The sequence below is a fragment of the Vogesella indigofera genome (assembly GCF_003633895.1).
GTDB lineage: Bacteria > Pseudomonadota > Gammaproteobacteria > Burkholderiales > Chromobacteriaceae > Vogesella > Vogesella indigofera.
This window is the reverse complement of sequence record NZ_RBID01000015.1, coordinates 369,178-386,899: the sequence shown is the minus strand read 5'-3', so window position 1 is coordinate 386,899 and position 17,722 is coordinate 369,178. Positions and strand designations below refer to the sequence as shown.

Here is a 17,722-nt window from a genome sequence, read left to right as displayed (position 1 = left end):
CCGGATACCGCCAGCAGTGTTTGCGGCACGCTACCGCCAGCAGCGGGCCACCGAACTATCAAGCAGTACCACTACCATGCAAACCTAGGACTTCTCTCCTTATCGCTGGTATGGCTGGCGGGGGCAGATCACTTCCACCTGCGAATTTGCAGACACGCCTCGGCATAGAGCCGATCCACCCGCTTGTGATTGACCTGCATGCCTTGCTGCCGCAGCTTCAGGTAAATCATGCCGGTGCCGTAGCGTCGGTGACGTTGCGCGAGCGCGATGATCTGCGCTTTCAAGACGGCATTGCGGTCGGTGGCGGGCTGGTAACGGAATGAACTGAGGCTGATGCCTGCCAGACGCAGCGATCGACGCTCGCTGAGCCCTTTGTCCAGCAGGTGGCGCACCAGCTCCCGCCGCGACGGTACGCTCATCACTTTTTTCGCAGCGCCTCTTTGGCAATCTCGTTCTCAAGCATCGTCTCGGCCAGGAGTTTCTTCAGGCGCGCATTCTCGGTCTCCAGCTCTTTGAGGCGCTTGGCATCCGAGATATTCATGCCGCCAAACTTGCTGCGCCAGAGGTAGTAACTGGCTTCCGAGAAGGCGTGCTTGCGGCACAGCTCGGCAATGGGCATGCCGGCTTCTGCTTCGCGCAGGAAGCAGATGATCTGTTCTTCGGTGAATCATTTCTTCATGTCCAAACTCCTTGTCATGGTGGATTGGACTCTAAAGTCACGTGCTACTCAATACGGGGGGACGTCGCAGCCTTCCGACTCCCATCGAATCGTCTTGCCGAGTGGTGTCGCCGTTGTTCGGCTAACACGATCCAATTCGAACCCTATGTCATTAGTTGTCTTGAAACCGTCAATCGGTTGAATCTTTTTGTGAAAAACTAGTCTACCGAGCTTGCTTCGAATAACTAAAGTCAACACTAGCGGTTTCCTGCACGATACGGCGTGGAGTGGTCAGTGCCTGTCTGGTTTAGTGTTGTCTGCCAAGAGGAGAAAAAATGCCCCGTCTGATCGTCTTGTTGCTGCTGTGCAGTACGCCGTTACTGGCCCATGCGGCAGCGCTGGATGGCGCCAGCCTGAGCCTGCTGTGGGGCGTTCCCTTCGCCGGCATTCTGCTGTCGATTGCCTTGTTTCCGATTGTGGCGCCGGAGTTCTGGCACCATCACTTTGGCAAGATCACTGCCGGCTGGACCCTGCTGTTTCTGCTTCCATTCACCGTGAGCTTTGGTGGCGCCACTTCGGCCGCGCTGGTGGTGCATGCCATGCTGGCCGAGTTCATCCCCTTCGTCGTGCTGCTGTTTGCGCTGTACACGGTGTCCGGCGGCATCCTGGTGGCGGGCAACCTGCACGGCTCGCCGGCGTTGAATACCGGCCTGCTGGCCTTGGGCACGGTGCTGGCATCGATCATGGGGACCACCGGTGCGGCAATGCTGCTGATCCGGCCGTTGATCAAGGCCAACGACAACCGTCGCCACAATGTCCATGTGGTGGTGTTTTTCATTTTCCTGGTGGCGAATATTGGCGGTGGCCTGACGCCGCTGGGCGATCCGCCACTGTTCCTCGGTTTTCTGAAGGGGGTCGATTTCGGCTGGACCCTGCAAGCAATGGCACTGCCGGTGCTGCTGATGGCGGTGGCGTTGCTGCTGATTTTCTATGCGATCGACAGCTATCTGTTCCGGAAAGAAGGCGTGTTGCCACGTGACCGGACGCCGGACTCGCCGGTCCGCATCAGCGGCTTGCAGAACCTGCCGCTGCTGGGTGTGGTGATTGCCGCGGTGCTGCTGTCCGGCATCTGGAAGCCGGGCGTGGTCTTCGATGTGCTGGGCACGCCGGTGGCGCTGCAGAACCTGGTGCGCGACCTGCTGCTGCTGGCGATTGCCGCGCTGTCGCTGTGGCTGACGCCGAAAGCCATTCGCGAGGGCAACGAATTCAACTGGGATCCGATGCTGGAAGTGGGCAAGCTGTTTGCCGGTATCTTCATTACCATCGGGCCGGTGCTGGCGGTATTGCAGGCCGGTGAGCAGGGTGCGCTGGCCGCCCTGGTGCAGCTGGTGACCACCGAGCAAGGCACCCCGGACAATGTGATGTACTTCTGGCTGACCGGCGTGCTGTCCAGTTTCCTCGACAATGCGCCGACCTATCTGGTGTTCTTCAATCTGGCATCGGGCGATGCGGCAACGCTGATGGGGCCGTTGGCGCCGACGCTGCTGGCAATCTCGATGGGGGCGGTGTTCATGGGGGCGTGCACCTATATCGGCAACGCGCCCAACTTCATGGTCAAGGCCATTGCACAGCAGCGCGGCATCGTGATGCCCAGCTTCTTCGGTTATATGGCCTGGTCGTTCGGCATCCTGCTGCCGCTGTTCCTGCTGCTGACGCCGATCGTGCTGTAAACCGTCGCGCAGGCATCCGGGCTGCCCGCTGTGGCAGCCTTTTTTGCTTGAAATCCGGTATCCTTGCTGTTTTTCCGTTTTCGCGATTCTGTCATGCACATCCATATCCTCGGTATCTGCGGCACCTTCATGGGCGGTATCGCCGCCATCGCCAAGGCCGCCGGCCACAAGGTTACCGGCTGCGACGCCAACGTCTACCCGCCGATGAGCACCCAGCTACAGGCCATGGGCATCGAGCTGCTGCAGGGCTTTGGTGCCGAGCAGGCCGACATCGGCGCCGACGTGTTCGTGATCGGCAACGTGGTGACGCGCGGCAAGCCGCTGATGGAAGAAATCATGAATCGCGGCCTGCCGTACATCTCCGGCCCGCAGTGGCTGGCCGAGAATGTGCTGCACGACAAATGGGTGCTGGCGGTGGCCGGTACCCACGGCAAGACCACCACCACCTCGATGCTGGCGTGGATCCTGCAGGATGCCGGCCTGGAGCCGGGCTTCCTGATCGGTGGCATTCCGGAAAACTTCGGCATCTCCGCGCGGCTGCCGGGTGCGCCGCGTCAGGATGCGGCCAGTACCAGCCCGTTCTTCGTGATCGAGGCCGACGAGTACGACACCGCCTTCTTCGACAAGCGCAGCAAGTTCGTGCACTACCACCCGCGCACCGCGGTGCTGAACAACCTGGAATTCGACCACGCCGACATCTTTGCCGATCTGGCCGCCATCGAAACCCAGTTCCACCACCTGGTGCGCACCGTGCCGGGCAATGGCCTGATCGTGAGCAATGGCCGCGAGGCCAGTCTGCAGCGCGTGCTGGAACGCGGCTGCTGGAGTCCGGTAGAGCAGTTTGGCAGCGATGCCGGCTGGCAGGCCGGCGCGGCGGCTGCCGACGGCAGCTTCGACGTGCTGCTGCACGGTGAACGGCTTGGCCGCGTGCAGTGGAATGTGCCCGGCGAACACAACCGCCTGAATGCGGTAGCGGCGATTGCCGCCGCGCGCCATGTCGGCGTCACGCCGGCGCTGGCCATTGATGCACTGTCGCGCTTCAAGAGCGTGAAGCGGCGCATGGAGGTGAAGGGCACCGTGCGCGGCGTGACCGTGTACGACGACTTCGCCCATCACCCCACCGCCATCACCACCACCATTGCCGGCCTGCGCCACAAGGTTGGCCGCACTACGCGCATCCTGGCGGTGCTGGAGCCGCGCTCCAATACCATGAAGCTGGGCACCATGAAGGCGGCACTGCCCGAGTCGCTGGCCGATGGCGATGTGGTGTTCTGCTTTGGTGCGGCCAACCTTGGCTGGAGCGTGGCCGAGGCGATGGCGCCACTGGGCAGCAAGGCGCAGTGCTTCGACGACATCGACGCGCTGGTGGCCGCCATCGTGGCCGAGGCGCGCGACGGTGACCAGGTGCTGGTGATGAGCAACGGCGGCTTCGGCGGTATCCACGGCAAGCTGCTGAGCGCACTGGCCGGCTAAGACACCTTGCCGGTGCAATAACGCCAGACTGCGGTCTGGCGTTTTTTTATGGTGCGCTGCTTTCCACGCAATTGCGGCCGTTGGCCTTGGCGCGATACAGCGCCTTGTCGGCCAGCTTCAGCAGCTCGGACAGGTCGTGCGCGTGGCCGTTGCGGCTGGCGGCGACGCCGGCGGAGAAGGTCAGCTGCAGCTGCTGGCCGTCGGTATGGAACGACTGCGCGGCGATGCCGTTGCGCAGCACGTCGACGATGGCGTGTGCCTCGCCCAGCGAGGTATCCGGCAGCAGCAACGCAAACTCCTCGCCACCCATGCGCCCGGCCATCGCGCTGTCCGGCAGTGCCGCGCGCAGGTTGCTGGCGAAGTGTTGCAGCGCGGCATCGCCGGCGGCGTGGCCGTAGCGGTCGTTGATGTTCTTGAAGTGGTCGAGGTCGATCAGCGCCACGGCGACGGTGTCGTCGGCCAGCCGCGCGCGTTCCAGCGCCTTGCCGGCGAAGGACAGGAAGTGGCGGCGATTGGCCAGCCCGGTGAGGTCGTCCAGCGTGGCGCGCTGGTACAGCTCGTGCTGGGTGGCCTGCAGTTGCGCCAGTGCGCGTTCGGTAGCCTGTTTCTCGTCCTGCAGCCGCTGGGCGTGGGCGATGCGCTCGGTGATGTCGATCAGGCTGACGGCGATGGCGTGGCGTTCGCGGAATTGCAGGTAACGCATCGAGGTCATGCTCCAGCAGACCTTGTGGTTGTGGTTGTTGAGCTGCGCCTCGCGGTCGGTGACGATCTGCTGTTCCTGCAGTACCGCCAGCAGCTCCTCGCAGCGTTGCGGGTTGTGGAACAGCGCCGGCAGCGTCTGCCGCTGCAGCATCTGCCGCGACATGCCCAGCATGCGCGCGGCGGCATCGTTGCTGGTGAGGATGGACAGCTCGCTGGCGTCGACGATCAGCACGCCGACCTGCACCGTTTCGATCAGCGTCTGCTGGTCGCGCTGTTCGTCGATCAGGGTGCGCATCTTTTCGCGCAGGCTGCTGTTGGTCAGCGCCAGCAGCTGCTGCGCGTGGTTGAACTGGCTGCTGCTGTGCTCGACATGCAGCAGGATCTGGTTGATGCGCCACATCATCAGCAGCAGCAGGCAACTGAGCACCAGCGCGACACCGAGCAGGCTCAGCGCGAACAGGTTGAAGCTGCGGATGATCTGGCTGCTGCGGTAGTTGGCCGCCAGCAGCAGCGGCACCTGGCCCAGACGGGTGGTGGCGACCTGGGTCAGGTTGTCGCCGTTGAAATCCATGCTGCCATTGCTGGCCAGTACGCTGCCGTTGATGTCGAGCACGGCGTAGGCGGGGTGATCCACCAGCTGTTCCGGATCCAGTAGTTCGCTGACGCGCAGGAAGCCGGTGAGCGCGCTGTGACAGCGCTCCAGCTCGCACAAGGGCAGCACCACTTGCAGCAGCTCGCTGTTGCCGGGGCGTTTGTCGATCACCGGCAGCGGCAGCACGGTCAGCGCGGGGTGCACCGCCGGGCTTTGCAGCCATTGCCGCACTTGCAGCGCGGCCGCTGCGCTCAGCGCCTGCTGCTGTCCGCGCAGCTGTTGCTGCTGACTGGCGTCCACCAGCCACAGGCTGCCGCCCTGCAGCGGGAACAGCTGGGTGGCGTCGCGGGCCAGGCTGGGCTGGTCATTGGCGAACAGCTGCAATTCCTTGTACAGGTTGCGCAGCCGGTCATCCACCGCCGCGCTGGACAGGCGCAGCCATTCTGCCTGCTGGGTCTGTTGCTGGGCGCTGAGCAGCGACTGGCGCTGGCGCAGGCCCTCGATCACGCCGCCCCACATCACCGCCAGTACCAGCAGGGCCAGCACCCACGACAGGCGCAGCAGACGGCGGGCGCGTTGCGCTTCCGGCGCTTGCTGTTCCGGCGGCAGGGTCGGCGTCATGCCTTGCCCTTGCCGATGTGCTGGCGATGCTGCTGGAACACCCAGCGCTCCCAGCGGCGGGTGTCGCTGTCGTGGCGCAGCGGCTGCAGGCGCGCCAGATGCTGGTGGCCGTCAGGGCTGGCCTGGCTGGCTTCGATGGTCACAAACAGGTACAGCGGGCAGCCGGACGGCGCGTGCGGATGCAGCTGCAGCAGGCCGCTGTCGCCGGCGCTGGCAGGCTGCTCGTCCTGCCACACCACCGCCTCCAGCCCGATGCGGCAGGGGCGCGCTGGCGGCAGTTGCGGATAGCGCGCCAGCAGGCCCAGCTCCAGCACGAAGTCGAGCTTGGCTTCCAGCCGTTGCAGCAGCGGGCTGCCGTCACTGTCCTGGTCCAGCGGCGCGGCGAGCACCGCCAGCGCCAAGCCGGTTTCCAGCTGCGCGGCGTGGCGGGTGACTTCGTCCGGCGCCGGGTGGAAGCGCAGCGGAAAACAGCTGTCAAAGTAGACGGTGTCCAGTTCGGGCAGTGGCATACAAGGTTGGCCGCAGGCTACAGGAACAGGTGGCGGATGCCATCCAGTCCGACATGGTTGAGGGTGTAGCTTGCCTGGGCGCGCACCACCGGCTTGGCGTGGGTGGCGACGCCGACGCCGGCTTCGGCCAGCATCAGCAGGTCGTTGGCACCGTCGCCCATGGCGATCACCTGCTCGGCGCTCAGTCCCAGTGCCTCGCGCTGCGCGATCAGCAGGCGGCGCTTGGCGGCGCCGTCGACGATGTCGCCGATGACGCGGCCGGTGAGCTTGCCGTCGACGATTTCCAGCTGGTTGGCGTGACAGTAGTCGAGGTTCAGCTCCGCCTTCAGCCGTTCGGTGAAGTAGGTGAAGCCGCCGGAAACCAGCATGAATTTCACGCTGTGCTCACGACAGGCGGCCAGCAGCTCACGGGCGCCGGCCATCAGCTGCAGGCGCTCATCGTAGACGCTGGCCAGTGCCGCTTCCGGCAGCCCGGCCAGCAAAGCGACGCGCGCTTTCAGCGATTCGGTAAAGTCCAGCTCGCCGCGCATCGAGCGCTCGGTAATGGCCGCCACTTGCGGTTTCAGCCCCTGCATGTCGGCGATCTCGTCGATGCACTCGATGGTGATCAGCGTGGAATCCATGTCCGAGACCAGCAGCCCGAAATCGGCAAAGCGGCGCGCGCTGTCGACATAGTTGGCATCCACGCTCAGGCGTTCGGCGCGCGCCAGCACCAGCTCGCGGCGGGCGGGGTCGACACCGTCGAGACGCACCACGTTGGCCGCAACGCTGCGGCTGTCGCTGGCGCCGGACAGGGCGGCCAGTTCGGTGATGCGGGCTTGGTCGAGGGTGGGGGCTTGTAATACCAGGGTCTGTGGCGTGCTCATGCGTGGGCAGGGGTCGAGAGTGAACAGTGCCGACGATTATGCCATGTCACAGCCGATACTGGCGTCTGATCAGCGCGTCCAGCGCCAGCCGTCCGGGGCCGCAGGCCAGCAGCGTAAACAGCATCAGCCCCCACTGGTAGTGGAAGTCCAGCGCGCTGCCTTCCAGCGCCGGATAGCTGATCACCGCCACCGTGTTGAGCACGAACAGGCCGAGCGCGGCGAAGCGGCCGGCCAGCCCCAGCGCCAGTAGCACCGGCAGCACCAGCTCGCCGCCGGTGCCCAGCCATGCGGCCAACGTTGGCGGCAGCAGCGGCACCGCGTACTCCTCGTGGAACAGGAACAGCGTGCTGTCCCAGTCCTCGATCTTGGTCAGCCCGGACCTGAAGAACACCCACGCCAGCCACAGGCGCAGCGCCAGCAGGGCGAGGTCTTGCAGCGGTGGCGCCAGTGGCGTGATCACGCGGCTGGACTGGCGCAGCAGGCAGGCGATGGGCGAGTTCATGGCGGGTTTCCTTGGGCTTGCGCAAACCAGCCGTGCTGCAGGCCGGTCAGCAGGGTGTCCTGCAATGCGAAATCGGGTGCTACCGCCAGCGCGGCGGCGGTGGCTTCGTCCAGCGTGGCGCCCTGTTGCAGGCGGTGCAGGAACTCGGCCGGCGCGTCGGCCACGGGGCGCAGCTGCATCCGGCCGTGCTCGCGCCACAGCAGCAGGTTTTCCGCCTGTGCCAGCGTGAACGGCTCTTTTGTTGTACCCGGCTGGTGGTAGGCGTGAATCGCCGACAGCGCCCACGGCGAGCGCAACAGGCTCAGCGAGGCATCCAGCGGCAGGCGCAGCGCGCCCCATTGCGCGGGTGACAGCGCGGCGAGGGTGGCGACGTCGAGACGCGCACTGTCGGGGGCGTAATAGCCGCGATGCAGCGCCCACTCCATGCGCGCCACGTCCGGCAGGTAGGGCCACTCGGCAGTAGGCGCAAAGCCGGCGATGAAGTCGGCGAAGCCGGCGCCGTAGCGGTGCAGGTTGCCGCTGTGCGACGGGGTGGCGCGCACGAATTCGCGGCTCAGCGCGCCGAAGAATTCTGCACCCAGCAGCTGCTGCACGATGGGGTAGACGAGGGCGAGCATCTCCATCAGCCCGACGCGGTAGTTGTTGCGGTACACCGCCAGCGCATTGGCCGGCAGCGTGGCGTGCGCCTGCCACTGCGGTGCGGTGATGGCGTCCAGCAGCGCGTGCTGCCAGCGTTGTGCGTCAGTCATGGCACGCCCCCCGGCCGGTGGTGTCGAGAATGCGCTGTGCCGTTGCCGCCTCCGCCTGCAGCGTGTCCAGCGGCGGAATGTCGCTGTCCCACTCGATCAGGGTTGGCCGCGGCCCGATGCGGGCAATCACCGTGCGGTACAGTTGCCACACCGCCGGCGCTACCGGCCGGCTGTGAGTATCGACCAGCAGGCTGCTGCCGTCGTCGAAGCGGCGTTCACTGTGGCCGGCGAGGTGGATCTCGCCGATGGCGGCCGCCGGCAGCGCGTCGAGGAAGGCATCGACATCCAGTCCGAGATTGACGTGGTTGACGTACAGATTGTTGACGTCGAGCAGAATGCCGCAGCCGGTGCGCTGCACCAGCTCGGCGAGGAATTCGGCTTCGCTCATCTCGTTGCCTGGAAACTGCAGGTAGCTGGACAGGTTTTCCAGCAGCAGCGGGTGGCCGATGGCGTCCTGGGCCTCGGCCACGTTGGCCTCAACCTGCGCCAGCATGGCGCGGGTGTAGGGGATGGGCAGCAGGTCGTTGGCGAAGCGGTAGTCGGCATCGTGGTTGAACGACAGGTGCTCCGACACCGCCGCCACCGGCAACTGCGCCAGCAGCCGCTGCAGCGACGCCAGGTGCTGCGGCTCGGGGCGCGCGGCGGAACCCAGGCCGAGGCCGACGCCGTGCAGCGACAGCGGATAGCTTGCGGCCAGGCTTTGCAGCATTGCCAGCGGCTGGCCGCCGTCAAAGAAATTCTCGCTGTGCAGCTCGATCCAGCCCAGCGCGGGCAGGGTGTCCAGCACCTGGCGGTAGTGCGGCTGGCGCAGGCCGATGCCGGCGCAGGCGGGAAGCGGGGTGGTCATGATCGGCTTTCGCAAAAAACCGGCGGGGCAGGTGCCCCGCCCGGTGCGCAGGCTTACTTGCTGCCCGGCTGCAACATGCCGCCCAGCTGGGTGCAGCTGCCGGCGGCGACGTATTTCCACTCCGCCGGATCCTTGTCGAGCTTGGCCTGGCCGGCGCAGCTGTGGCCGTTGGCGGCGCAGTCGTTCTTGCCTGCGGCGGCGACGCCGTAGCATTTTTCCTTGCTGGCGGCGACGGCCGGGGCGGCCGCGCTCATGGCGATGACGGCGGTCAGGGCGGAGGCAAGCAGGGTGCTGGATGCGGACATGGTGTTTCTCCTGAATGGTCGGGGTGGTGGTTGATGAAATGCGCGATGTCGCGCATTACCGCCTTTAGTCGCCTGCGGTATTGATTCATTACAGCATGCCCGAAAAAATTTTGGCATGGCGATGGCGCGTGGGTCCGGGGCGGTGTGCTTGCCGTGGGCGCAAAAAACCCCGCGCCTTGGCACGGGGGGGCGGGGTGTGGCGTTGCCCGCTGTCAGCGGCGAGCCGCGTCAGATCACTCCCACTCGATGGTTGCTGGCGGCTTGCCCGATACATCGTAGACCACGCGGTTGAGGCCGCGGACTTCGTTGATGATGCGGTTGGACACGCGGCCGAGCAGGCTGTACGGCAGCTCCGCCCAGTGTGCGGTCATGAAGTCGCTGGTTACCACCGCGCGCAGTGCGCACACGTAGTCGTAGGTGCGGCCGTCGCCCATCACGCCCACCGACTTCACCGGCAGGAATACCGCGAACGCCTGGCTGGTCAGCTCGTACCAGTTCTTGCCGGTTTTCTCGTCGACGGTGTTGCGCAGCTCTTCGATGAAGATGGCGTCGGCACGGCGCAGCAGGTCGGCGTATTCCATTTTCACTTCGCCGAGGATGCGCACGCCCAGGCCCGGGCCCGGGAACGGGTGACGGTAGACCATGTCGTGCGGCAGGCCCAGCGCCACGCCCAGCTGGCGCACTTCGTCCTTGAACAGGTCGCGCAGCGGCTCCAGCAGCTTCAGGTTCATGTCGTCTGGCAGGCCGCCGACGTTGTGGTGGCTCTTGATGGCGTGCGCCTTGCCGGTCTTGGCGCCGGCGGATTCGATCACGTCCGGATAGATGGTGCCCTGTGCCAGCCACTTGGCGTTGGTGAGCTTGCCGGATTCGCGCTGGAACACCTCGACGAACTCGGCGCCGATGATCTTGCGTTTCTTCTCCGGGTCGGACTCGCCGGCCAGCTTGCCCATGAACTGGGCGGTGGCATCGACCTGGATCACTTTCACACCCAGGTTCTGCGCGAACATTTCCATCACCATCTTGCCTTCGTTCAGGCGCAGCAGGCCGTGGTCGACGAAGACGCAGGTCAGCTGGTCGCCGATGGCGCGGTGGATCAGCGCGGCGGCTACCGAGGAATCGACACCGCCGGACAGGCCGAGGATGACTTCCTCGTCACCGACCTGGTCGCGGATCTTCTGTACCGCTTCCTCGATGTAGTTCGGCATGGTCCAGCTCGGCTTGGCGCCGGCGACGTGCAGCACGAAGCGGTGCAGCATCTCGGTGCCGCGCTTGGTGTGGGTCACTTCCGGGTGGAACTGCACCGCGTAGAAGCCGCGGGCCTCGTCGGCCATCGCGGCGATCGGGCAGGACGGGGTCTCGGCGATGACGTTGAAGCCGGCCGGCAGCGCGGTGACCTTGTCGCCGTGGCTCATCCACACGTCGAGGAAGCCGTTGCCGGCGTCGTCGATGCGGTCCTGCAGGCCTTCCAGGATCTTGGAGTGGTGACGCGCCTGGATTTCGGCGTAGCCGAATTCGCGGGTGTCACCGGCCTCGACCTTGCCGCCCAGGCTCTGCGCCATGAACTGCATGCCGTAGCAGATACCCAGTACCGGCAGGCCGAGCGAGAAGATGGCAGGATCAGCCTGGTAGTCGGATTCGTATACCGAGTTCGGGCCGCCGGACAGGATGATGGCTTTCGGGGCGAAGGCCTTGATGTCGGCCAGCGGCATGTCGAACGGGTGCAGCTCGCAGTAAACGTGCGCTTCGCGTACGCGGCGGGCGATCAGCTGGGAAACCTGGGAGCCGAAATCGAGGATGAGGATTTTGTCCATGACTGTCCTTGAATGTAAAAGACTGGTCGGGTCACCAGTCGGATTTGAATACGGGTACTCGGGGCCGGGCCTGCGGCTGCCAGGCGGGCGCTATTTCTTCAGGCGCCGCTCCGGAATGTGGTCGCTGCGCGCGATCAGCATCAGGATGCCAAGCAGGATCATGCCCAGCGCCAGGCTGTGGCTCAGGCGCAGCCTGCTGGTGTCGAACAGGTAGAGGGCAGCACCGGTATAGATCAGCATCGGGTTGGTCACAACGCTGGATTTGGTGAGGCCATCGATCAGCAGCAAGCCGGCGCCGGCTCCCGCCAGCAGTATGGCCAGCAGCGTGGTGGTGTCCGGCAGCAGCGCGGTGCTTTTCAGCAGCCACAGGGCGCCGAGGATGATGAGGATGAAGGCCTGGGTGGCGCTGGGTTTCATGGCTCAGCCCTTGTCGCGCATCAGACGCTGTTTCTCGCGCGCCCATTCGCGTTCTTTCTCCGACTGGCGCTTGTCGTGCTGCTTCTTGCCCTTGGCGAGGCCGATGTCGACCTTGATGTTGCCTTTGCTGTAGTGCAGGTTCAGCGCCACGATGGTGTAGCCGGCGCGCTCGACCTTGCCGATCAGGCGGCTGATCTGCTCCTGCTTCAGCAGCAGCTTGCGGTCGCGGATCGGATCGGGCTTGATGTGGGTCGATGCGGATTGCAGTGCGGTAATATGGCAGCCGACGAGGTAGAATGCGCCATTGCGGTAGATGACGTAGCTTTCTTTCAGCTGCACGCGACCGGCGCGGATGGCCTTGACCTCCCAGCCTTCCAGGACCAGACCGGCCTCGATGTTTTCTTCGATGAAGTAATCGTGAAACGCTTTGCGGTTGTCGATGATGCTCATGGCGGCGGTGGCGGAAAGACGAAGCAGTAAACCGGGTATTCTACCAGAACAAAGCGTATCGCCAAAGTATCGAAAATTCATGGGCTTGCTGCGGCCAACCTTGGCTTGCCGTCGTGCCCGCCTTTTACGGACCTCCACACAGTTTTCATCATGCAAGTTGTCGAGAAAAATGTCCTGGTCGCCCACACTCCGGAGCAGATGTTCCGCCTGGTGGACGACGTGGCGCACTACCCGCGCTTTTTACCGTGGTGCAGCAAGGGGGAGGAGCACTCCCGCGACGGCGACCAGCTGGTCGCCAGCCTGCACATCGATTACCTCAAGGTGAGGCAGCACTTTACCACCCGCAATCATAACGAGCCGTACAGCAGCATCCTGATGGAGCTGGTGGACGGGCCGTTCAAGCACCTGCAGGGGCGCTGGCACTTCCACCCTTTGGGCGATGTCGGCTGCAAGGTGGAGTTCCGCCTCAGCTACGAGTTCTCCAGCAAGATCCTGGAAAAACTGATCGGGCCGGTGTTCGGCCACATTTCTGGCACGCTGGTCGACGCCTTCATCAAGGAAGCCGACAAGGTGTACGGCGATGACTGACCGGCTGCAGCTGGAGGTCGCCTATGCGCGTCCGGAGCGGCAGCTGATCGTCAAGCTGTCGCTGCCGGCCGGCACCACCGCGCGCGAGGCGGTGCTGCAGTCCGGCATCGCCGGCGAGTTTCCGGACATCGACCTTGCGCACCTGCAGCTGGGCGTGTTCGGTAAGGCGGTGCCGCCGGAGCACGTGCTGCGCGATCGTGACCGCGTGGAGATCTACCGCCCGTTGCAGGCCGACCCGAAGGAGGTGCGCCGCCGCCGGGCCGAGGCCGGCAAGGCGGAGTAGCGGGGCGTACGGCCGCCGCGGCTTGCGGCCAACCTTGAACACGCCAGCGGCTTGCCGCTGGCGTTGTCGTTCTGGGCGGCCCGGCATGGTGGCGTTCCCCGGTACCTGTCGGCGTGGGGCTGGTGTTTGGCGGCAGAAAAGCAAACCGCCCGCAACGGGGTTGCAGGCGGTTTGGGTGCCCCGCGCACGAGCACTGCGTGCAGTGTCAGGCGGGGCTGTTTGACGCAGACGGCAGGGTCGAGGTGCCGTAATGTCGAACGCTTAGTGGAACTGTTCTTCTTCGGTGGAGCCGGTCAGCGCGGTCACCGAGGACTTGCCGCCCTGGATCACGGTGGTCACGTCGTCGAAGTAACCGGTGCCGACTTCCTGCTGGTGCGACACGAAGGTGTAGCCGCGGTCGCGGGCCGCGAATTCCGGCTCCTGCACCTTCTCCACGTAGGCGGACATGCCGCGTGCCACGTAGTCCTGCGCCAGATCGAACATGTTGTACCACATGGAGTGGATGCCGGCCAAGGTGATGAACTGGTACTTGTAGCCCATGGCGCCCAGCTCGCGCTGGAACTTGGCGATGGTGGCATCGTCCAGGTTTTTCTTCCAGTTGAAGGAAGGCGAGCAGTTGTAGGCCAGCAGTTTGCCTGGATGCTTGGCGTGCACGGCTTCGGCGAAGCGGCGGGCAAATTCCAGATCCGGGGTGCCGGTTTCGCACCATACCAGGTCGGCGTACTCGGCGTAGGCCACGGCGCGGCTGATGGCTTGCTCCAGACCTTTCTTGGTCTTGTAGAAGCCTTCGGCTGTGCGCTCGCCGGTCAGGAATGGCTTGTCGTTTTCGTCGTAGTCGCTGGTCAGCAGGTCGGCCGCTTCGGCGTCGGTACGGGCGATCACCAGGGTTGGGACGCCGTAGACGTCGGCAGCCATACGGGCGGCGATCAGCTTCTGTACCGCTTCCTGGGTTGGAACCAGGACCTTGCCGCCCATGTGGCCGCATTTTTTCACGGAAGCCAGCTGGTCTTCGAAGTGCACGCCACCGGCGCCGGCGCGGATCATCGCCTTCATCAGCTCGTAGGCGTTCAGCACGCCACCGAAACCGGCTTCGGCATCGGCCACGATCGGTGCGTAGTAGTCGACATAACCGGCGTCGCCTTGTTCCACACCCTTGGAGTGCTGGATTTCGTCGGCACGGGTGAAAGCGTTGTTGATGCGCTCTACCACCTTCGGCACCGAGTCAACCGGATACAGCGACTGGTCCGGGTACATGGCGGAGTATTCGTTGTTGTCGGCGGCAACCTGCCAGCCGGACAGGTAGATCGCCTTGATGCCGGCTTTCACCTGCTGCATCGCCTGACCGCCGGTCAGTGCGCCCAGACAGTTGATGTACGGCTCGTTGTTCACCAGATTCCACAGCTTCTCGGCACCGTTGCGGGCCAGGGTGTGCTCTACCTGCACGGAGCCGCGCAGGCGCTCAACGTCAGCAGCGGTGTAGCCACGTTTGATGCCTTTCCAGCGCGGGTTGGTGTCCCAGTCGTGCTGGATGGCGGCGATGCGTTGTTCGCGAGTAGTCATGGTAAACCCTTCACTTGATAGTTTCGTTTTGCCGGATAAACCGGCGCTCCCAGTTTCTCTTGCTGCAGGCCGGTGATGCCGGTCTTTGGTGCGTTGCTAACCCGCCTGTTCTGGTGGCGGGCCTGACTGCCGGAAACCGCCCCGGATCCAGTGCTGGCGGGCCTTGCAGTAGCGCTGTTGTGGAATCATTTAAGCATAAAAAAATTGCGTTGTGTGCACTGCAGCACAAAAAAATCCTTTGTTTTCAAAAGGTAACAAAGGTGCACAAAAATGAATCACCGGCGCGCGCCGATCCTGATCGTTAACGAAAATAAAAGTAACTAAATGACCATTTACTTATTGTGGAGAAGATCTTGAAAACGGCGGGCTTGGCCTTATTTACCTGAGGTCTTTGTGAATTCAGCCAAACGGAAGCGATCATGCAGGAAAATCAAAATCCCCAAGCGGAAGAAGTGCTTGAACAAGTTGCCAACCCGGCCGAAGGCGCCGTCGTCAGTGACGCGGAGCGTGTCGCCCAGCTGGAAGTTGAACTTGCAGAAATGAAAGAGCAGTTTTTGCGCGCCAAGGCCGAAACTGAAAACCAGCGTCGCCGTGGCGTGGAAGAAGTGGCCAAGGCACAAAAGTTTGCCATCGAAAAATTCGCCTCCGAACTCATCGCGGTCAAGGACAGCCTGGAAATGGCGCTTCAGGACCAGTCCGGCCAGTTCGAAAACCTCAAATTCGGCGTCGACCTGACGCTGAAGCAGCTGCTGGCCGCCTTCGAGAAGGGCCAGATCAGCGAAATCAACCCGCTGGGCGAGAAGCTGGACCCGCATCGCCACCAGGCTATCAGCACCGAAGAGTCCGACGCCGAGCCGAATTCGGTGGTGCGCGTGATGCAAAAAGGGTATCTGATCGCCGATCGCGTGCTGCGTCCGGCAATGGTGGTGGTCGCCAAGGCCAAGAGCTGAGATTGCGGCGACTAACCCTCTTGAAAACGCGGAAATAGCCAATATCTGGCAAGACAACCCCCCGGCGCACCACCGGCTGCGACGGGCAAGCAAACAGATTAAATCGAGATCAAATCGAAAGGATTCAGCACTATGGGCAAAATTATCGGTATTGACCTGGGCACCACCAACTCCTGCGTGGCCGTCGTTGAAAACGGCAACCCGCTGGTGATCGAGAACGCCGAAGGCGCACGCACCACCCCGTCCATCATCGCCTACATGGAAGACGGCGAGATCCTGGTCGGCGCCCCGGCCAAGCGCCAGGCGGTGACCAACCCGAAGAACACCCTGTACGCGGTGAAGCGCCTGATCGGCCGTCGCTTCGAAGACAAGGAAGTGCAGAAAGACATCGACCTGATGCCTTTCCAGATCAAGAAGGCCGGTAACGGCGATGCGTGGGTACAGGTACGCGACAAGGAAATGGCGCCGCCGCAAATCTCCGCCGAAGTACTGCGCAAGATGAAGAAGGCCGCCGAAGACTACCTGGGCGAAGAAGTGACCGAAGCGGTCATCACCGTGCCGGCCTACTTCAACGACAGCCAGCGTCAGGCCACCAAGGACGCCGGCCGCATCGCCGGTCTGGACGTGAAGCGCATCATCAACGAACCGACCGCTGCCGCGCTGGCCTTTGGCCTGGCCAAGCAGGAAGGCGACCGCAAGATTGCCGTCTATGACCTCGGCGGCGGTACCTTCGACGTGTCCATCATCGAAATCGCCGACGTTGACGGCGAGCACCAGTTCGAAGTGCTGTCCACCAACGGCGACACCTTCCTCGGCGGCGAAGACTTCGACCAGCGTGTGATCGACTACATCGTGACCGAGTTCAAGAAGGACCAGGGCGTTGATCTGAAGAACGACGTGATGGCACTGCAGCGCCTGAAGGAAGCCGCGGAAAAGGCCAAGATCGAACTGTCGTCCGCCACCCAGACCGAAGTGAACCTGCCGTACATCACCATGGATGCGACCGGTCCAAAGCACCTGGCGATGAAGATCACCCGCGCCAAGTTCGAAAGCCTGGTCGACGACCTGGTACAGCGCTCCATCGAGCCGTGCAAGGTAGCGCTGAAAGACGCCGGCGTATCGCTGGCCGACATCACCGACGTGATCCTGGTCGGCGGCCAAACCCGTATGCCGAAAGTACAGGAAGCGGTGAAGGCCTTCTTCGGCAAGGAACCGCGCCGTGACGTGAACCCGGACGAAGCCGTGGCCGTGGGCGCCGCGATCCAGGGTTCGGTACTGTCCGGCGATCGCAAGGACGTGCTGCTGCTGGACGTGACCCCGCTGTCGCTGGGTATCGAGACCATGGGCGGCATCATGACCAAGCTGATCCAGAAGAACACCACCATCCCGACCAAGGCGTCGCAGGTGTTCTCCACTGCCGAAGACAACCAGACCGCGGTGACCATCCACGTGCTGCAGGGCGAGCGCGAGAAGGCTTCCGCCAACAAGTCGCTGGGCCAGTTCAACCTGGGTGACATTCCGGCTGCCGCCCGCGGCGTGCCGCAGATCGAGGTCGAGTTCAACATCGACGCCAACGGCATCCTGCACGTATCCGCCAAGGACAAGGCCACCAGCAAGCAGGCCAACATCACCATCCAGGCCTCCAGCGGCCTGTCGGAAGACGAAATCCAGCAAATGGTACGTGACGCCGAGCTGAATGCGGAAGAAGACAAGAAGCTGCACGAGCTGGTACAGGCCCGCAACCAGGGTGAAGGCCTGATCCACAGCGTGAAGAAATCGCTGGCCGAACACGGCGACAAGATCTCCGCCGAAGAAAAGACCACCATCGAAGCCGCGCTGAAGGATGCGGAAGAAGTGGTCAAGGGCGACGACAAGGAAGCCATTGACGCCAAGATCGAAGAGCTGATGAAGGCATCGCACAAACTGGCCGAGCAGATGTACGCGGCGCAAGGTGCGGAAGGTGCCGCCAACACCGAAGCGGACGCCGGCAAGCAGGACGACGGCAATGTCGTTGACGCCGAGTTCGAAGAAGTGAAGAAAGACAAGTAATCGGCTGACGGTCGACAAGGCACAGGGCTCGCGCGCGGGCGCTGTGCTTTTTCATTGGTA

General features: G+C 63.7%; 17 protein-coding genes and 1 pseudogene. 6 read left to right on the top strand and 12 right to left on the bottom strand.

Annotation, left to right across the window (positions count from 1 at the left end):
- Positions 1 to 131 precede the first annotated feature (131 nt).
- Positions 132 to 619: pseudogene (locus C8E02_RS11805) on the bottom strand (transposase); the annotation flags it as partial.
- A gap of 374 nt (positions 620 to 993) precedes the next feature.
- Between C8E02_RS11805 and C8E02_RS11800 the strand changes: the two are divergent.
- Entirely contained in the window at positions 994 to 2,388 is a 1,395-nt protein-coding gene (locus C8E02_RS11800; protein ID WP_120810922.1) for a sodium:proton antiporter, read from the top strand.
- Positions 2,389 to 2,481: 93 nt separating this feature from the next.
- Positions 2,482 to 3,861, top strand: coding sequence for a UDP-N-acetylmuramate:L-alanyl-gamma-D-glutamyl-meso-diaminopimelate ligase (mpl, locus tag C8E02_RS11795; protein ID WP_120810956.1), 1,380 nt, complete (start codon positions 2,482 to 2,484; stop codon positions 3,859 to 3,861).
- Positions 3,862 to 3,907: 46 nt separating this feature from the next.
- Here mpl and C8E02_RS11790 read toward each other — a convergent pair whose 3' ends face one another.
- The 10 genes from C8E02_RS11790 to smpB form a co-directional block, all read right to left on the bottom strand.
- Positions 3,908 to 5,776 carry a sensor domain-containing diguanylate cyclase gene (locus C8E02_RS11790; RefSeq protein ID WP_120810921.1) on the bottom strand — a complete coding sequence of 623 codons (1,869 nt, stop codon included), beginning with the start codon at positions 5,774 to 5,776 and terminating at the stop codon, positions 3,908 to 3,910.
- Positions 5,773 to 6,285, bottom strand: coding sequence for a PilZ domain-containing protein (locus tag C8E02_RS11785; protein ID WP_120810920.1), 513 nt, complete (start codon positions 6,283 to 6,285; stop codon positions 5,773 to 5,775). The genes C8E02_RS11790 and C8E02_RS11785 overlap by 4 nt, the downstream gene beginning before the upstream one ends.
- Positions 6,286 to 6,302: 17 nt before the next feature.
- Positions 6,303 to 7,151: a phosphoserine phosphatase SerB gene (gene serB, locus C8E02_RS11780; RefSeq protein ID WP_120810919.1), complete on the bottom strand. Its 849-nt coding sequence runs from the start codon at positions 7,149 to 7,151 to the stop codon at positions 6,303 to 6,305.
- 46 nt (positions 7,152 to 7,197) lie between these two features.
- Positions 7,198 to 7,653 carry a DoxX family protein gene (locus tag C8E02_RS11775; protein WP_245961135.1) on the bottom strand — a complete coding sequence of 152 codons (456 nt, stop codon included), beginning with the start codon at positions 7,651 to 7,653 and terminating at the stop codon, positions 7,198 to 7,200.
- Positions 7,650 to 8,402 carry an HvfC/BufC family peptide modification chaperone gene (locus tag C8E02_RS11770; protein WP_120810918.1) on the bottom strand — a complete coding sequence of 251 codons (753 nt, stop codon included), beginning with the start codon at positions 8,400 to 8,402 and terminating at the stop codon, positions 7,650 to 7,652. Before C8E02_RS11770 ends, C8E02_RS11775 begins: the two co-directional genes overlap by 4 nt.
- Complete coding sequence (bufB, locus tag C8E02_RS11765) at positions 8,395 to 9,249, bottom strand: MNIO family bufferin maturase (protein WP_245961134.1); 855 nt, start codon at positions 9,247 to 9,249, stop codon at positions 8,395 to 8,397. Before bufB ends, C8E02_RS11770 begins: the two co-directional genes overlap by 8 nt.
- Positions 9,250 to 9,302: 53 nt before the next feature.
- Complete coding sequence (locus C8E02_RS11760) at positions 9,303 to 9,554, bottom strand: BufA1 family periplasmic bufferin-type metallophore (RefSeq protein WP_120810917.1); 252 nt, start codon at positions 9,552 to 9,554, stop codon at positions 9,303 to 9,305.
- Positions 9,555 to 9,787: 233 nt separating this feature from the next.
- A complete protein-coding gene (gene guaA / locus C8E02_RS11755; protein WP_120810916.1) occupies positions 9,788 to 11,365 on the bottom strand; it encodes a glutamine-hydrolyzing GMP synthase in 1,578 nt (525 codons plus the stop codon).
- Between the two features lie 90 nt (positions 11,366 to 11,455).
- The gene (locus tag C8E02_RS11750; protein ID WP_120810915.1) at positions 11,456 to 11,782 is read right to left on the bottom strand and encodes a hypothetical protein; all 327 of its coding nucleotides are present in this window, start codon (positions 11,780 to 11,782) and stop codon (positions 11,456 to 11,458) included.
- A 3-nt stretch (positions 11,783 to 11,785) separates the two neighbouring features.
- Entirely contained in the window at positions 11,786 to 12,232 is a 447-nt protein-coding gene (gene smpB, locus C8E02_RS11745) for an SsrA-binding protein SmpB (protein ID WP_047965770.1), read from the bottom strand.
- A 150-nt stretch (positions 12,233 to 12,382) separates the two neighbouring features.
- Here smpB and C8E02_RS11740 point away from each other — a divergent pair, with 150 nt between their 5' ends.
- Entirely contained in the window at positions 12,383 to 12,820 is a 438-nt protein-coding gene (locus C8E02_RS11740; RefSeq protein ID WP_120810914.1) for a type II toxin-antitoxin system RatA family toxin, read from the top strand.
- Positions 12,813 to 13,103: an RnfH family protein gene (locus C8E02_RS11735; protein ID WP_120810913.1), complete on the top strand. Its 291-nt coding sequence runs from the start codon at positions 12,813 to 12,815 to the stop codon at positions 13,101 to 13,103. The genes C8E02_RS11740 and C8E02_RS11735 overlap by 8 nt, the downstream gene beginning before the upstream one ends.
- Before the next feature lie 261 nt (positions 13,104 to 13,364).
- Here C8E02_RS11735 and aceA read toward each other — a convergent pair whose 3' ends face one another.
- A complete protein-coding gene (aceA, locus tag C8E02_RS11730; RefSeq protein WP_047965767.1) occupies positions 13,365 to 14,663 on the bottom strand; it encodes an isocitrate lyase in 1,299 nt (432 codons plus the stop codon).
- Positions 14,664 to 15,082: 419 nt separating this feature from the next.
- Between aceA and grpE the strand changes: the two genes are divergently transcribed.
- Positions 15,083 to 15,613: a nucleotide exchange factor GrpE gene (gene grpE / locus C8E02_RS11725; protein ID WP_047965766.1), complete on the top strand. Its 531-nt coding sequence runs from the start codon at positions 15,083 to 15,085 to the stop codon at positions 15,611 to 15,613.
- A gap of 132 nt (positions 15,614 to 15,745) precedes the next feature.
- On the top strand, positions 15,746 to 17,662 hold the full coding sequence (dnaK, locus tag C8E02_RS11720; RefSeq protein ID WP_047965765.1) for a molecular chaperone DnaK: 1,917 nt from the start codon (positions 15,746 to 15,748) through the stop codon (positions 17,660 to 17,662).
- Positions 17,663 to 17,722: the final 60 nt, after the last annotated feature.